Below are 15,860 nucleotides of genomic sequence, written 5' to 3'. Positions count from 1 at the left end.
CACCGTGGGAAAGACTGGATAGAGGAAAGATTCAAGATTTAGCGGTATAATTGTTTGGACAGGAAGGAGTTTTAGTCATGGAGATTAAAAGTATATCTTCAAAGAAAATTTTAACCGAAGCGAAGGGCTTTCTGGACTTCGGGTATACTCACAGCTTAAATCCCTATGCCGGATGTGTGTTTGGATGTTCCTACTGCTATGTCCGTGAACTGCCTATCCAAAAGTTCAGAGAACAGCAGTGGGGCACCTGGATTGATGCAAAATCCAATGCATCAGATATTTATAGGAAGGAAATCTTGAATCTAAGAAAAAGAGGAAAGTTTGTACGGATATTTATGAGTTCCTCAACTGACCCTTATCAGCCAATTGAACGCAAGTCGGAGATTACACGCTCTCTTCTTGATGCAATGATTGATCATCCCCCAGACTTTTTATTAATACAGACCCGTTCCCCCCTTATCACAAGAGATATAGACCTTTTAGTACAATTAAAAGAGAAATGCGGTCTCCGTGTATCCATGACAGTCGAAACAGACCGAGAGGATGTTCGAAAGATTTTTGCACCGCACGCACCCAGCATCCCTCTTCGGATCAAAGCTTTAGCAGAGATTAAAAAGGCTGGCATCGCCACCCAGGCTGCTGTTTCACCTATGCTTCCGTGCACCCCTGATTTCCCGCTTATTTTTTCCGGTCATGTCGACCGGATCTGTATTGATACCCTGACCATCGGTGATGGAGCTGAGGGAAGACGATCAAAAAAACTCGGCATGCCTCAATTGTTTGAAGCTCACGGTTTTTCAAAATGGTATGACACCAATCTGCATCGAAAGGCTGTTAAACACTTTTTGAAGTTTTACCCTCAAGATATGATTTTCGTATCACAAGAAGGCTTTGCTCCTTAACAGCACCTTGCTTAGCTGTTGGGAGCAAAGCTTTTTTATGGTTCGGCCCGAAAACAAGCTATACCCTGGAGCAGGAAAGACCTTCCTACAGTGCTTCATGCCTGCTCATGTTGTCCCCTGACTAAAGCGAACAATATTACGCAGTGATGAATATTACTGGCGGTCTATGTAAAAATGGGGCGAGATTTGGTGCATCCTCGGATACTTTCCTTCCTGCGTCTGAAGAAAGTGATTCATTTAAGTCCTCTAGACTTTCATATTCTATCTCTACGATTTGATAATACTTTAAGTCATTATTTTGAGTATCTACAATTTTATTCAGCGAAGTGGACTTTACATGAGGCATTTTTTCCACAAGTGGGATATGAACCTCGTTATAATGCTTGTCAAAACGATCCTTGTCCTTTGGTTCGTGGTATAAAACGATAAATTTAGCCAATATATGCAGCTCCTTGTTTTAGTTTTCAGACTGAGACCCGGCGAATAGTTCAATATAGAGTGTTCCGTTACTGCCAGCCACCGCATATCGGACAGAACCCGCCTGGACCCGTCTTTTTTCCAGCTCAGCCAACAGCCAGTCCTTGCTGTACCGGCCCATGGATAAATTATCCTCCAGCCATTTACCTTCAAGTATCAATTCTATAGGTGAATGGTCATGCAGTGCCTTCAAATCTTGTTTTGTCAGCGTACGATACTCCTGCTTTTTCAACACGGAGAGCGAACCGTTTATTTCCAATTGAGCTTTTTGTACTTCTTCAAGATGGAAGATATCCTTTTCTCTTAGTGCTCCCTTTAAAGAATCTATTGAGTATCCAATTTTCTTCATGTTTTTTTCAATAATTTTCCCATTTTCAATCAGTACTTCCGGTTCGCCGATGATCCACTTTCGGTACTTCCGGTTCTTCATAGCAATGATATTTAACAATGTGACGATTGCTCCCATAATGACAATGGCCACAACAAAATAGATGAATTTAATCCTTATGTTGAATGCAAGATTTCCCGCTATCGTCCCCATGGTAATCGATGCAATATAAAGATGATATGTTTTTTTGTGAAATAGTCTGCTTTCCAAACCGTTGAACGAATATCCATAAGAAAACGAAAGCAGTTATTGTTCTAATCAAGATTTGAAGAGATCCTGGCATTAGCTTCTCTCCTAAAATAGAATCACAACCAAGCTTATTTTAGTATGGGTCTTATGTTCCTGATTATCCGTTTACTTTAAGCCTGCCGGTCTTCCCTGCCCCTTGTCGGTGCAATCACGCCTTCAGCGACAATCAATTACAGTCCAATAGCAGCTTTGAAAATTTAAAACGAGCTTCACCTTTGCGTATACAAAATTTTCAAATAGCTATATAATGGCTTCATATTCTGTAGCATGAAAAGGAGTGGAAAACATGGATTCTTCTGAAGTAAAAAAGGATACTGCAGCAGTTATCGGACAGGTAGTCGAGTGGAGACGCTATTTACATAAACATCCGGAATTGTCATTCCATGAAGAAAAAACTTCTCAGTTTATATATGAAACTCTTCTTTCATTTGGGAATCTTGAGCTTAGCCGTCCAACGAGAAATAGTGTGGTGGCCAGGCTCATCGGCAAAGATCCAGGTAAAATACTTGCTATCCGTGCAGATATTGATGCACTTCCTATACAAGAAGATACTGGCTTAACATTTGCCTCGGAAAATCCTGGAGTCATGCACGCTTGCGGGCACGATGGCCACACCGCCATCCTGCTTGGAGCAGCAAAAATTTTATCAGAGAAGCAAAATGAACTTCGAGGGGAAATACGGTTTATTTTCCAGCATGCAGAAGAATTGTATCCCGGGGGTGCTGAAGAGCTAGTCGAAGCGGGTGTTATGGATGGGGTAGATACTGTTATTGGGACCCATCTTTGGTCACCCCTTGAAGCAGGAAAAATAGGGATTATTTATGGGCCCATGCTCGCTTCGCCTGACACTTTTTATCTGACAGTTAAAGGGAGAGGCGGCCATGGCGGTCTTCCGCATGAAACGGTCGACAGCATAGCTGTGGCCGCGCAGGTTGTAACGAACTTACAGCATATTGTTTCAAGAAATGTAGATCCCATTGAGCAGCTTGTGATCTCGGTTACAAAATTTGCAGGCGGAACCACCCATAATGTGATACCCGGTTCAGTTGAAATCATGGGGACGGTAAGGAGCTTTAACCCGAGTATACGGGAAAAAGTACCAGAATGGATGGAGAGAGTAATTAAAGGAATAACCCTTGCACATGGAGCAAGCTATGACTTCACTTTTGACTTTGGCTACCGTCCGGTTATTAACCATGACGAATCAACCAGATTTGTCCATGATACAGCTCTGGAATTATATGGGGAAGCTTCAGTCGAATTGATGAAACCAAATATGGTAGGCGAAGATTTCTCTGCTTACCTCCAAAAAGCAGATGGCTGTTTTTTCTTTACAGGCGCTGGGAATGTGGAAAAAGGTATCATCTATCCTCACCATCATCCGCGTTTTACCATAGATGAAGAATCATTGAGCATGGGTATTGAAATGTTTGTTGCGGCAGCACTCAAAATGCTAAAAATGGAAGTATCAACAGTCTAAAACTTGTGAAAATTACAGAAGGTGGAAAAAAAGAAATGATACAAAAAATGCTCGATCACGTAGGAATCATGGTTAAAGATATGGATACCTCCATTCAATTTTACCAGGAAGTACTCGGATTAACTTTAAAAGACCGTCTTATCCATACGAATGGGGTAATAGAGTTAGCTTTTCTGGGATTTAACAATGAGGGTGAAACAGAAATTGAACTTATTAAGGGATACAATGATAACCTTCCCAATGAAGGAAAGGTCCATCATCTCGCTGTAAAATCTGAAACCATTGAAGAGGAATTCAGGAGGATACAAGCACTTGGAGAGGTCGAGCTGATCGACGAAGAAATCGTCACTCTTCCTAACGGATACAAATACTTTTATATCTATGGACCAGACCGTGAATGGATTGAATTCTTTCAAAGATAACACTGTATCGCAGCTGCTTATACTGGCGGCTGCTTTTTTACGAATAATTTCACTGGATGAGGTAACAATTAATTCGGTGTATTTCATTCTTCTTAAGCAGCGTTAACTTTTAGCACCATCTTAAATAACATTCGTTTCAATCAGCCTGGATTAATCACCAGTACTAAATATTAAAGTTTCCTCAAATGCAGTATCCTGAAACAAAATAAAACTGAACGATGGTAACGGCAGTTCCAATTTTAACCATAAAACAGAGGTTAATCTTCCAAGATTTTAATAAGGGTAATTCTATAATATCCTCACCACCAAAATGTTCAGCTCCCAAATAAATCCAGATAATCTATAAATAAGCCTTTTGAAATAGGTTTTTCACCCCTTAACTATTCCAATATTCCCCAAAACTAACAACCTGATAGGAAGTCTAGGATCTTCGTATTCTTCCAACGATATCCAAATTCCTGCCGGCACAGGATCTAGATGATACTATCGGACGGACAAAATATCTTTTATCGGATGTATGAACTTTTGAAAAAGAGGGAGATTAAAAGTATCAACCGAAGGAGGTGAAGACACATGGCAAGAAGTGGTTCAAATCGTCAAAAATTAGTACCAGGCGCTCAACAAGCAATCGACCAAATGAAGTACGAAATCGCTCAAGAGTTTGGAGTACAACTTGGTGCTGAAACTGTATCTCGTGCAAACGGTTCAGTAGGTGGAGAAATTACAAAACGTCTTGTTGCTACAGCTCAATCTCAAATGGCAGGTCAATTCGGTGGTACATCTCGTTAATTTTTAATACAACTGCATAATTTGGATATTGGCTATCTGCTTTTAGCAGATAGCCTTCATTATTTCACATTTTCACCGTTCTATAATAAGATTCCACATGTCCCTTAAGCATACAGCCATTTTTCCAAAAAACAGCCTGCATTCCCAGATTTGATTCATGCGTACTTCCTACATAATAAGAGGCTCCCTTTTCTCTTAAAATTCTGAGTGACTGGTAATGGATTTCTGCACTGATTCCTTTTCCGCGCTGCTCGGGAATCAGACCAAAGTAAAATATCCGCCCCTCTTCAGCTGTCCCAGGCTCCAAATGCGGAATGGATATCCCGGCTGCCTCCCCGTCTATAAATACCGCCAGGCAGGAGTGTTCCCAGCCTGTACCAAGCTCGCTTTTAACAGATGAAAGATGTTCATCGATTGAAAGCGTAGATGCAGCATTTGCGGATCCCGTCATACATCTACTCCACAGAGTTTTAAAGTCTTCCTCCGAAATGGTACGGCTTCCTATCGATCTCCACTCAAAGCTGTACGGTACTTTCTCAATATCATGCAGGTCCCGCTGCACCTCTATTCGTGAAGCATAGAATTCAAACTTATATTTTTTTAATAACCGGGTTAGAAGCTGATAGTTATTAGAGGATTTTTGTATGATGGCGCCTATTCTGTTGACTTTCCTTGCATTAGCAAAGTTGATTATACTGGCTATTTTATTTTCAAGCGAAGGCTCATCCTCTCGCTCTGTATGTTTTTCTTCAATGTTAATATAATCCGGCAGACCGTTTAGAATCTTAAATGAATGATTAACAATCTTCTCAAGCGGTAATAATTGATTCAAAATAGGTTCTCCTTTTTAGTTCGTTAGTCATTACCCCCTTACCAAGAGGAGCTGATACCCCTACAACTTTTCAAATTTTCTCACAAAAGGTAATAAAAATGTACAAAAGGCAGCCACCATTTCTAAGAGGCCCTCATATATAAAGATGGTCTGCGGCTCGACTGTTTCCATCAGCCATCCTGCAGCGGCCTGTGACAATGGAACGGATCCTGACATGACGAGAATCATCACGCTTATCACCCTTCCAAACATTCTGGAAGGTATCATGGCATGATTGACACTTGGGGCAATTACATTTACTGCTGCCTCCTGAAGGCCAATCAAGGCAATCAGAGCCGTAATCATGAATAAATTTCCTGTAACTCCTGTAAGCAGAATAAAAATCCCCTGAATAAAGCAAGTCAGCAAAGTCATCCAGGGTTTTGGATTATTGATCGCGGCCAATGAAAACAGGACAGAACCCGCTGCCCCCCCGATTGCGATCGCTGTGTTCATCATTCCATAACCGCTTACTCCAAATCCCAATTCTTCTGATAAAAAAGGGATGCTTAAAAGAATAGCTCCGACTGCTGCGTTTGAAAAGAAAGCGAAGATAGCCATAGTAAGAATAATAGGTGTATGCAGGAAATAAGAAAATCCGTCCTTTATATTCTGCCACATCCTGCCGGTTTGCTCTGGCTCTCTCTCACTTGTAATATTTACTCTTGATAGTAGAAAGGCTGCTGCCATGAAGATCAACGCGTTGATTATGATCGCGGTTTCTGTACTGCCTGCTGCAACCAGTCCGGCACCAAGCATAGGACCGATGATCGCGGAAACATTTCCCGCTGTCATTAGGAGCCCCATACTTTGTGTATAAAACTCCTTTGTAACGATTCTGGTACGGGCGGTTATGGCAGCAGGTTCTGCAATTGCGTCTACACTGCCAAAAATGGCACTCATCAAATAGAATATCCACACGCCGCCAAAATCGGAATAAACGGCTGATAAGGAAAGCAGGATAACAGCCGCCCTTATCAAGGTGGACCAAAGTAAAAGTTTTTTGGGGTCAAACCGATCGACCGCAGCCCCGCCTATTATAATAAATACAAGCTTGGATATTCCCAGTATAAACAGATAAGTACCCACTACAGCCGGGGATCCGGTTTTTTCGACCAGGAGCCAGGTTAATGCAATAACGAAAATAGAATCTCCTAGTGATGTGATCACCGCACTCAGCCAATAAAATAAAAAGTTCTTATTATAAAATATTTCAGTATTTACTCTCATTTTGTTTCCCCCAGTCTGAGGAGGCTTTCTGTCAGACAAAATACTTACAAACAAAAGGCACCTATCCAAGATAGGTGCCTGCTTTTGTAAATACAAGTTAACTAGAAGGCTCCCCATGTGATATGCATGTAAGATGGTGATATGTATTAAAAAAGGACACACTTCTCCCTTTACTTAAAACAACATCAAAAATCTTTATGGCATGATTCACTGCAGATGCAAAAATTCCCACAGGGCGTACCTCCTTCCGACTTAGTTCAGGATAATCATATAAGAAAACATTTCTAAAAACAATATAAATTCTAAACATTCTTTTTTCCGAACCTAAAAAAATATTCTGTTCCTTAAGAGTTTAAATCCACAGGAAAAAGGAAAGGAGTAAGGTAAGTGTCTGTGCGGCACGGTTATTTTGCAGGAGGTCTTTAGGGTGTGGATTAATAAACCATTTTTTAAATATGCTACAGGAACTATCCTTTGTTTAATTATTATCCTGCTGTTCGGCAGAATCGACTATTTTATGAAGCCCATTCAGCAGTTCATTGCTACCATTTTCTTTCCTATCCTGATTTCGGGTCTGCTGTACTATCTGCTCAGGCCCGTTGTCCGGCTGCTGTCTAAATTCCTGCCCAAAACGGTAAGTATTTTATCTGTATATGCACTCATTTTTGGAATGATATATGCCATCATCCACTTCTTCGGACCATCCATAGTAGATCAGGTCAAGCATTTATCAGATACCCTTCCACAGAAATTCAGGGAGATTACCTCTGAATCTGAAAAAGCAATAAACAAGCATAATATCGGAGTTTTTGAGGGAGGCCATATTCAGGAAAAAGCGATGCATTATTTTAGATCTTTTTCCCAGAATGCCAGTGATAATATTATAAAATTATTTACAACGGTGACCAGTATCGCAACCGTACTGGTGGTCGTTCCGTTCATAGTATTTTATTTTCTGAAGGATGATGATAAACTTCGGCCGTTCCTACTGAAATATATACCCCCTGAAGGTGAGCTCGAAGGAAATAAAATTCTCGTGGATATGGATAAAGCTCTTTCTACCTATATCACTGGTCAATTCATCATAGCTGCTGTTGATGGCGTTTTGATGTTTATGGGATATTTGATCATAGGAATTGATTCCCCCCTTGTATTGGCTGTTTTCGCCATGTTTCTAACGATCGTGCCGTTTGCAGGACCTCTATTGGGAATCATTCCGGCTCTATTTGTTGCCCTGCAGAGTGATCCATTCATGGCTGTAAAAGTGCTGATCGTGTTAGTTATCGTTCAACAGCTTGAAGGACATCTGGTAACGCCGAATGTAATGGGAAAGAAATTGAATATTCATCCGTTAACCATTATCCTGCTCCTGCTTGTCGCCGGTTCCATATACGGGTTTGTGGGCATCTTAATCGCTATCCCTCTTTATTCTGTAATTAAGACGCTTGTTAAAAATTTCAGGCTGTTTTACAGACTCCGCAAGCGGAAAGCGGCAATCTCCAATTCGCTTGGATCGGAAACTAAGAATACTGGTAAATCATCATCTTCACATTAGGCATTCCGGTGTTGTATATTCACACAAAAGAAATTGATTTTGAATTGATACAATAGATTATTTGTAAAGATATAAAAGCGAGTTTTATTAAGCAGGACACCTAAAACACAGGCCTGCTGCCATACATTCAGCAGCGAATGAAGGTACAAGAAAATAAAAAGAATGCTGGCCGTATTAAATGACCAGCATTCTTTTTTATAAGCTCTTTTCTAAAAGATTGTTGTTTTTTAATAAGTTTTGTTATATCACCCTATTGTTAATTCAGGTTGATTGGAGTGTAAGGTGCGAGACTCCTGCGGGAGCAGCGGGTATTGTCCAGCACCAAGGCTTTAGACCTTCCCTAAAGTTTTGTGTTGATAAAGATGAGCTTATCATGCGAGTTCTTAACAATGTTAATGGGGGAGGCACCGCTTTCCGCTTTTCTTTTTGTCCAGCTCAAAGGCTTTAGACCCTCGAGTCATAAGCCAATCAGTCCATGAGAAGAAAACCGCTTCTCACGGCCTGCTCGTCTTATGCTTTTCAGGTCTCTGCCTTCCTTAAAAATTTGTGTTGATAAAAGATGAGCTTATCATGCGAGTTCTTAAACAATGTTAATGCGGAAGGCACCGCTTTCCGCTTTTCTTTTTGTCCAGCTCCGGACTGACACCGCGGGTCTAGCCAACCGCCATTAAAAGGCAAAATCGGGATCACCGCCTGCCCCGGGGAATGCTAGCATGCTTGCGCTCCAATCCACTTCTTGTTCAATAGCAACAAAGTTTGAGAAAACAGCCTTTTTATAAAAGGGATTTGATTAGTAAAACGGCCACTCCCCATATGATGATGGCAGAACACTTATTTACAAGGCTCATTAATTTACCAGTCTGATCGATCTTCCCAAAAAATCTTCCCGCAGCAGCCAATCCAAAAAACCAGATCCAGGAAACAGCCACACAGGCGGCGGCGAAGACCCATCTATCCATTCCAGAATATTGCAGCGAACTAGTGCCGATCACTCCAATCGTATCTAATATGGCATGTGGGTTTAATAAAGACACTGAAGCAGCAAAAATGATTTGTTTCCTGCCTGTAAATGCCTCCCCCTCCATTGTGCCTTGCTGATTTTTCGTGTTCCAGGTTACCCAGCCCATATAAATCAGGAATAAACAGCCCACTGTTATCAATACTGTTTTAAAAACCGGATTGGCCAGTACGATAACAGAAACTCCGCCTATAGCAAGAGTGATTAAGACTAAATCACAAATGGCAGCCGTTAAGACTGCGGGCAGCGCTCGAATAAAATCCTTATGATATGCACCTTGCTGAAAAATAAACACATTTTGGACACCTAAAGGGAGTATAAGGCCAAACGCTAGTAAAACTCCATGAATGATAATTGCTTCCAAAGTAATCCTTCCTTCCAACGCTCGGACCGCTTACTTTAACAATACACCGTTCCTCTCAAGTGTAAATCGATCTGCAAAACGCTTATAAAATTTTTCTTTATTACCAAACACAGCTTTTGAAACGTCAAAATATAATGAGAGCGTGTTTTCCGATAGCATTCCTTGATACAATCGATATTCCAGGTTTCAATCGCCTGACATGCATTTTCCCCATGATGTGCACTGTAGAAAAACTTCATCCACCTGTCAGGTGGAACTAAAATGATCTAGTACATCTGCATCCTGAATAATCTTGATATGTATGGGGAAATCACTGTTTCCCCTTTTATTATGTAATCTGACAATCTCGGAAATCGGGTAAATCTCTTCCTCTGGACAATAGGGCTGCAGCAAAGATTTTACCAGATCTGCCCCTGTTTCGTTATGTGGCTCGATTCCTTTCGTTAAATCGTGAAGCAACGCACCACAGTACATTACCTTGTCTACGGATGGATGATCTGGCTGTAATTCCTTTCATAATTGCCCCGCTTGTTTGCAGCTCTTCACAATGGTGAATATAAAACCTTTTTCTCAGGGAAAGATGAGCTTTACAGCCGGCCATCTGTTGGAAAGCTAATTCTGTAATTTGGGTCGATTCATATCCATTTGCCCCTTTTGTAAGGTTGTGCGAAAAACCTGCAATAAGACAAAAATCCAGCGCTGATTCAGCAGGCCCATACCAGGCACAAAAGTATGGGAAATAAAGACTGGCCCCAGCTGAAACCTAAGCCAGCTGGGTATTTTCCAGCCCGGGAATGGGGGACAGTCCCCATTAAGGTATGAGGCGGTCGCAGTCTCTTGGGAAGGCGCTGGCTTCTCTCACGTTGCCGAGATTTAGGAATAGATAGATGATTCTCTCAAGGCCGATTGCAAATCCTCCATGCGGTGGAAAGCCGTATTGGAAGGCCTCAAGATATGAACTGAAATCTTTTGGGTTCAGTCCCTTGGATTCAAACGATTGAAGCAGCTGGCCATGAGTATGAATTCTCTGCCCTCCAGACGTGATTTCTGTACCTTTATACAGCAAGTCGAATGAATCCGTCAGGGCCGGATTTTCTTTATTAGGCATGGTATACATCGGCCTCGTTTCTGCCGGATAATGGGTGATGAAAACAAAATCACTGCCGTGTTTTTCTTTGATATGCCTGCCTATTAGCTTTTCTCCTTCTGTATTGAGGTCACCCACAGGAGAATCCTTCTTATAAACATCCTTTAAAACTTTTTGCGCTTCCTTTAGTGTTAATTCGGGTATTTCAGAGATGATGGGAATTTCGGCCTTGTATTCAGCCAATTCATCACCAAAGCTTTCCTGAATTTCTTTAAAAATAGACTTAAGGAGCTCCGTTTCCAGCCTCATAATATCGCGAAAATCTTCAATAAACCCCATTTCAACGTCCAGTGAAATATACTCATTCAAATGCCTGGAGGAGTTATGCTCCTCTGCCCGGTAGACAGGCGCTATTTCGAAAACCCGCTCAAAACCTGCCCCCACCATCATCTGCTTATAAAATTGCGGGGACTGCGCTAGAGACGCTTCTTTACCGAAATAGTTCAAGGTAAACACATTCGCTCCACCCTCCGCTCCCTGAGAAACTAATTTGGGAGTAAAAATCTGTGTGAACCCTTTATCAGTTAAAAAATCACTGAATGCGTTTACAAACAATGCTTTCAGTTTAAATATAGTGTTTATTTTATGATGCCGGAAAGAAACAAAACGATTATTCAATACCTGGTCGAGCCCGGCATTTAACGTTTTTTTTGAAAGTTCAAAGGGCAGTGGTGCACTAGACGACAAAATCGTAATTTCATCTGCAAGCACTTCAACACCTAAAGATGTCTGCTGAGTTTTCTTTACAATTCCGCTCAGTTCAATCGCACTTTCCGTTTCAAGCTTTAGACCTGCCCACTTTTTCTCCAGCACACACTGGATTTCACCTGTTCTGTCTCTTAGTAAAACAAAGCTGATACTTCCTAAATGCCTAACTTTTTTTACCCAGCCTTTAAGGGTGACACCTTGACCTTCCTGTCCTATACATTCGTTGATGAGTACACGTGTTTTTTCAGTCATTATTTTTCCTCCTCCGATTATCTTTTTGTTCATATCGTCATCGTCAGAATCCATGCACTCACCCCCTTAAAAATAAAAAACCGCCCCTATAAAAATAGGGACGGAATAACCGCGGTACCACCCAAATTGCTGTAAACAGCCACTTGATTTACATATAACGGCAAATTACCGGCAGCTCCTACTGATAATTCAGAGCCCCACTCCCAGGTGTCATTCATTCTATATTGCCGCAGTCTTTTCAGCTTCCGACTGCTCTCTAAAGACAAGGGAAAGAATTACTTTTCCTGATCATCGTTTTTATCGATATGAAATTTATTTGATATTATACCAGTTTATAGAAATTGTAAACCCTTTTTTAGGAAGCTTTATACAGCTCCTCCATCCTCTAATTGACAGAGACCGTATGCCCTTCTCCACCCATAAGTTCACCGCTTGCTGAAAGTGGAGAAAACCTTGCATTGAAAAAGCGAAGTGTAGGCGGTTCATAGACCATCTGGAAGCCGCAAATCTGATCCTTTTTTTGATAAAGGGAAAGTATTGAATCCGCAACCACGTCCATATGGTTGTTCGTGTAAACACGGCGTGGAATCGTCAGCCTGACAAGCTCTAATTTGGGCTGATTATGCTTCCCTGTCACTTTGTTTCTCCCTGCAGACACGATCCCTCTTTCCATGGATCGTACACCGGCATCGAGATAAAGGGCAGCGGCAAGCGCTTGAGCCGGGAAATCTTCCTGCTTTAAATGAGGAAGAAATGCTCTAGCGTCAAGAAAAACTGCATGACCGCCAATAGGCCGGACAATAGGAATGCCAGTTTCTATAAGCTGATCTCCCAGATATCTCACCTGATGAATACGGTGCTCAATGTAATGGTCATCAATCGCCTCATAAATCCCCTGTGCCATCGCCTCCATATCTCTTCCCGCCATACCTCCATAGGAGGGCATTCCTTCATACACCACAACAAGTTCTCGGGCACGGGTATATAACTCTTCATCATTCATGGCAAGGAAACCGCCTATATTTACCAGGCAGTCTTTCTTTCCGCTCATTGTGCAGCCATCTGAATAGGAAAACATTTCTTTTAAAATTGCAGCAATCGATTTCGTGCTGTACCCTTCTTCTCGTTCTTTTATAAAATATGCATTTTCAACACATCTTGTCGCATCAAACATGACTTCTATCCCATAATTTCTGCAGATTCGATAAACTTCCCTCATGTTCTCCATGCTGACCGGCTGGCCCCCAGCCAAATTTACCGTTACCGCTAAACATAGATAGGGTATTCTCTCTGAACCCACTTCGTCAATGAGATTATGAAGCTTTAAAATATCGATATTGCCTTTAAAAGGATACTCGCTACAAGAATCGTGCGCTTCGTCAATAATCACATCAACGAAGGCTGCCCCATTCAGCTCCTGATGTGCTCTCGTTGTAGTAAAGTACATATTTCCGGGAACGTAATCCCCATCCTGTATTTTCAACTGTGACAGAATATTCTCTGCACCGCGTCCCTGGTGTGTAGGAATGATATATCTAAAGCCGTACACATCCCTGACCGCCTGCTCTAACCTTTTCCAGCTCCTGCTGCCTGCATATGCCTCATCGCCCATCATAATTGCGGCCCACTGCTTATCACTCATAGCTGATGTACCGCTATCCGTAAGCAAATCAATATAGACATCCTCCGAATCAATCAAAAACGTATTGTACCCTGCTCTTTTCAATGCTTCCATTCTTTCTTCATATGTAAGAATCGTAAGAGGTTCCACTGCCTTAATCCTATACGGCTCAGCTGTGCGTCTTTTCATAGCAAAAATCCCCCTTCTACAAATCTAACCCAATTATAGAAAACAAACAGTTTCCACCTCAAGAACACACCTTAAACCATCAACGCACTAAAGCGGGGACTGTCCCCATACCAATCAAGTTAAGAGAACTCATCGAATTCAGATGAGTTCCTTTTATTTGTTCTTTTAAATTTAGCCTTACTTAATAAACCTTCCTCAAGAGGAATTTTTTTTTTTGATCTATCAACTTGCGTAACGACAGTTTTTCTTGTATTCAATTCCCAAAATATCAAACACTGTCTTTTTCCTATAGCGATGACACTTTTGACCGTTTTTTTCTATACTTCGGTATATACTGGTTATTACACTAGGAATAGGGCTGGAGCGGTCAAAGATGGCATAGTGCAGCTTTGTAAAATATTCCTTAACTATACTCATTCCTTTAAACTCGCTCGTTTCTTTTCCTCTTTTATGATATAAGATGAATCTTATCTGAAATGTGATCATCGAGGCTACCAACAGGGAAAGCAAGGTGCCATATAAATGGCATTCAACCCTCTCGGGTTTCATCTTTTTCATCCTATGAATGTTGAAAAGAGACTTCCAAGTTTTAAACAAAATTTCTATCTGCCATCTTAGACTGTAAAGTTCATGCACTTCCTGTTTAGTAATAAACTCTTCGGGTATATTGGTAATGTATATGTTAAGGGCTGAGAGCCTTTTGGTTTGGTGTGAGTATTTCACACCTTTCTTTTTTTCCTTTTTCTCTCTCATCAAAAGCCGCTGCTTTGTTTGATCCTCTGTTAACTTACAGAGAATAAGCCTAGTGGGAAACTTTTGATCATAGCCCACATACACCTCTTCCATTTCAAACATTTCTCCAAATTTCATTTGGTCCATAATTTTTTCTAGGTCTACTCTGACATACACCGGTTTCCTTGTAAGTTTTGAAGTGTTTCCTTCGTCCTTCTTTACATAGATTGCAGATTTTTCGTGGAGTCTAGAAATATAGTATGCTCCTTTTACTTTTATCCGTTCTAAATCCTTAAAAGAAAAGTATCCAAGGTCCCGAAGACATAAGTCCCTTGGCTCCACTGTATTAACCACGGCATGTCCATATGTTTGATCACTTTCTCTCCCGTCTTGCACCTCAAGATGTATGAAGTTCCCTTTTAGGAGTTCATATTCCAACTGAATTTTCACACCTGGCTCCGAAGAGCCCTTGTAATGGCCGTGACAAGTGTCCGGCAGACGAAAACCAGAAGAATCCAGTATTCTTATACGGTCAAAGTATTGGTCAAAGGCATGTGAAAAACCCAGACATTCTCCGATTTGGCGACTAAGCGAATCCGTAAAGACCTTTTTAATAAACGCTACGGCCCCCTCATTAAATCGCTGATTTAATCCCTCGGCACTTAAATTAATATCTCTGTACGAATCTAAGGTGCTGCAGAGCTGGTTCAGTGTTTTCTGCCCGGAATGGTCACCTAAAAATGTGCAGAGTGACAGGAAGTCTTTCGCTTTCAGCTTTCCTTCTCGCTGTACAAATCCCGTATCTCTGGCGGTTTGTTCAAGATACTCCGCTGAAAAGATATGACTAAGAGTCTTGGAAAGAATCTGAAATTCATCATGAAAAGAAGTCTTATTCATGTTCAACATCCTTTCTATAAATTTTTACATCTATAAAAAGTAAATACCCCAAAGTACAAAGTCTAAGGGGTATTTGTAAATCTTTGTAAAACCTTAACTTGATGGGTATGGGGACTGTCCCCCATTTCCCGGGTTTGGCCATCCATAATTTCCTTAGTTATATAAAGGGTTCCCCTGGTTTCATCTGGGGGACTGTCCCCCATTTCCCGGATGGACGGTTCTCTTTCCAGCTTCAATTTTCGACAAAGATGGCGTTATGTGTCATTTCCTGCGCTTTCCCGAGAAATAATGGGAAATTGTCCTGGGTTATTACGCCCCTAGACATACAAAAAGGTGACTTTATATGTTTATATAAAGTCACCTTGTCTAACACGGAATATATGAAACTCATAGGCTATTCATATACAACTCGTCTCAAAATCGGACATCTATCCACACAACCAAACCCACTTGGCGGCTCCTGCCTAAAATCAACTTTCATTCGTTTTTGGAAATTGATTTCAAAGCTTACTTTCTGTGCCGCCTCCTAGGCGATGTGTTTGCCTCCAATTTTTTATAGGCTGCAATTA

At 41.3% G+C, this 15,860-nt stretch carries 14 protein-coding genes and 1 other annotated feature; of the genes, 5 read left to right on the top strand and 9 right to left on the bottom strand.

What is annotated here, in order from left to right; all coding sequences use genetic code 11:
- The first annotated feature begins 77 nt into the window (after positions 1 to 77).
- Positions 78 to 902 carry an SPL family radical SAM protein gene (locus CUU66_RS10575; RefSeq protein ID WP_101641855.1) on the top strand — a complete coding sequence of 275 codons (825 nt, stop codon included), beginning with the start codon at positions 78 to 80 and terminating at the stop codon, positions 900 to 902.
- 136 nt (positions 903 to 1,038) lie between these two features.
- Here the strand turns inward: CUU66_RS10575 and CUU66_RS10570 are convergent, their stop codons facing one another.
- Together CUU66_RS10570 and CUU66_RS10565 are read right to left on the bottom strand one after the other, a co-directional pair.
- Positions 1,039 to 1,341 carry an EthD family reductase gene (locus CUU66_RS10570; protein WP_180955246.1) on the bottom strand — a complete coding sequence of 101 codons (303 nt, stop codon included), beginning with the start codon at positions 1,339 to 1,341 and terminating at the stop codon, positions 1,039 to 1,041.
- An 18-nt stretch (positions 1,342 to 1,359) separates the two neighbouring features.
- Entirely contained in the window at positions 1,360 to 1,977 is a 618-nt protein-coding gene (locus tag CUU66_RS10565; RefSeq protein WP_101641851.1) for a DUF421 domain-containing protein, read from the bottom strand.
- Positions 1,978 to 2,302: 325 nt separating this feature from the next.
- Here CUU66_RS10565 and CUU66_RS10560 point away from each other — a divergent pair, with 325 nt between their 5' ends.
- From CUU66_RS10560 to CUU66_RS10550, 3 genes are all read left to right on the top strand, one after another.
- Positions 2,303 to 3,496, top strand: a complete 1,194-nt coding sequence (locus CUU66_RS10560) for a M20 family metallopeptidase (protein ID WP_101641848.1) — start codon at positions 2,303 to 2,305, stop codon at positions 3,494 to 3,496.
- Positions 3,497 to 3,531: 35 nt separating this feature from the next.
- Positions 3,532 to 3,918 carry a VOC family protein gene (locus tag CUU66_RS10555; RefSeq protein WP_101641912.1) on the top strand — a complete coding sequence of 129 codons (387 nt, stop codon included), beginning with the start codon at positions 3,532 to 3,534 and terminating at the stop codon, positions 3,916 to 3,918.
- A 573-nt stretch (positions 3,919 to 4,491) separates the two neighbouring features.
- Positions 4,492 to 4,707: an alpha/beta-type small acid-soluble spore protein gene (locus tag CUU66_RS10550; RefSeq protein WP_101641845.1), complete on the top strand. Its 216-nt coding sequence runs from the start codon at positions 4,492 to 4,494 to the stop codon at positions 4,705 to 4,707.
- A 64-nt stretch (positions 4,708 to 4,771) separates the two neighbouring features.
- Here the strand turns inward: CUU66_RS10550 and CUU66_RS10545 are convergent, their stop codons facing one another.
- Together CUU66_RS10545 and CUU66_RS10540 are read right to left on the bottom strand one after the other, a co-directional pair.
- Positions 4,772 to 5,539 (bottom strand): GNAT family N-acetyltransferase, encoded by a 768-nt coding sequence (locus tag CUU66_RS10545; protein WP_101641844.1) that lies wholly within the window; start codon positions 5,537 to 5,539, stop codon positions 4,772 to 4,774.
- A 60-nt stretch (positions 5,540 to 5,599) separates the two neighbouring features.
- Positions 5,600 to 6,808, bottom strand: a complete 1,209-nt coding sequence (locus CUU66_RS10540) for an MFS transporter (RefSeq protein ID WP_180955245.1) — start codon at positions 6,806 to 6,808, stop codon at positions 5,600 to 5,602.
- A 427-nt stretch (positions 6,809 to 7,235) separates the two neighbouring features.
- Between CUU66_RS10540 and CUU66_RS10535 the strand changes: the two genes are divergently transcribed.
- Entirely contained in the window at positions 7,236 to 8,363 is a 1,128-nt protein-coding gene (locus tag CUU66_RS10535; protein ID WP_101641839.1) for an AI-2E family transporter, read from the top strand.
- Between the two features lie 773 nt (positions 8,364 to 9,136).
- Here CUU66_RS10535 and CUU66_RS10525 read toward each other — a convergent pair.
- From CUU66_RS10525 to CUU66_RS10505, 5 genes are all read right to left on the bottom strand, one after another.
- Entirely contained in the window at positions 9,137 to 9,745 is a 609-nt protein-coding gene (locus CUU66_RS10525) for a LysE/ArgO family amino acid transporter (RefSeq protein ID WP_374702989.1), read from the bottom strand.
- Between the two features lie 246 nt (positions 9,746 to 9,991).
- On the bottom strand, positions 9,992 to 10,219 hold the full coding sequence (locus CUU66_RS25400; RefSeq protein ID WP_101641830.1) for an HD domain-containing protein: 228 nt from the start codon (positions 10,217 to 10,219) through the stop codon (positions 9,992 to 9,994).
- 337 nt (positions 10,220 to 10,556) lie between these two features.
- Positions 10,557 to 11,852, bottom strand: coding sequence for an aspartate--tRNA(Asn) ligase (gene aspS, locus CUU66_RS10515; RefSeq protein WP_101641910.1), 1,296 nt, complete (start codon positions 11,850 to 11,852; stop codon positions 10,557 to 10,559).
- 93 nt (positions 11,853 to 11,945) lie between these two features.
- Positions 11,946 to 12,153: a binding site (T-box leader), on the bottom strand.
- Positions 12,154 to 12,237: 84 nt separating this feature from the next.
- The gene (locus CUU66_RS10510; RefSeq protein ID WP_101641828.1) at positions 12,238 to 13,662 is read right to left on the bottom strand and encodes a tyrosine phenol-lyase; all 1,425 of its coding nucleotides are present in this window, start codon (positions 13,660 to 13,662) and stop codon (positions 12,238 to 12,240) included.
- A 222-nt stretch (positions 13,663 to 13,884) separates the two neighbouring features.
- Positions 13,885 to 15,291 (bottom strand): IS4 family transposase, encoded by a 1,407-nt coding sequence (locus CUU66_RS10505; protein WP_180955244.1) that lies wholly within the window; start codon positions 15,289 to 15,291, stop codon positions 13,885 to 13,887.
- Positions 15,292 to 15,860 lie beyond the last annotated feature (569 nt).

Origin of the sequence: Peribacillus deserti, assembly GCF_002863585.1 — a bacterium.
GTDB lineage: Bacteria > Bacillota > Bacilli > Bacillales > DSM-1321 > Paraperibacillus > Paraperibacillus deserti_A.
This window is presented reverse-complemented; position numbering and strand designations above follow the sequence as displayed.

Bases quoted from the DNA above. Each gene is read 5' to 3' on its own strand.
- CUU66_RS10560 (WP_101641848.1), top strand. From the start codon at position 2,303: ATGGATTCTTCTGAAGTAAAAAAGGATACTGCAGCAGTTATCGGACAG.
- CUU66_RS10550 (WP_101641845.1), top strand. From the start codon at position 4,492: ATGGCAAGAAGTGGTTCAAATCGTCAAAAATTAGTACCAGGCGCTCAA.
- CUU66_RS10575 (WP_101641855.1), top strand. From the start codon at position 78: ATGGAGATTAAAAGTATATCTTCAAAGAAAATTTTAACCGAAGCGAAG.
- CUU66_RS10505 (WP_180955244.1), bottom strand. From the start codon at position 15,291: ATGAATAAGACTTCTTTTCATGATGAATTTCAGATTCTTTCCAAGACT.
- aspS (WP_101641910.1), bottom strand. From the start codon at position 11,852: ATGACTGAAAAAACACGTGTACTCATCAACGAATGTATAGGACAGGAA.
- CUU66_RS10555 (WP_101641912.1), top strand. From the start codon at position 3,532: ATGATACAAAAAATGCTCGATCACGTAGGAATCATGGTTAAAGATATG.
- CUU66_RS10540 (WP_180955245.1), bottom strand. From the start codon at position 6,808: ATGAGAGTAAATACTGAAATATTTTATAATAAGAACTTTTTATTTTAT.
- CUU66_RS25400 (WP_101641830.1), bottom strand. From the start codon at position 10,219: ATGTACTGTGGTGCGTTGCTTCACGATTTAACGAAAGGAATCGAGCCA.
- CUU66_RS10510 (WP_101641828.1), bottom strand. From the start codon at position 13,662: ATGAAAAGACGCACAGCTGAGCCGTATAGGATTAAGGCAGTGGAACCT.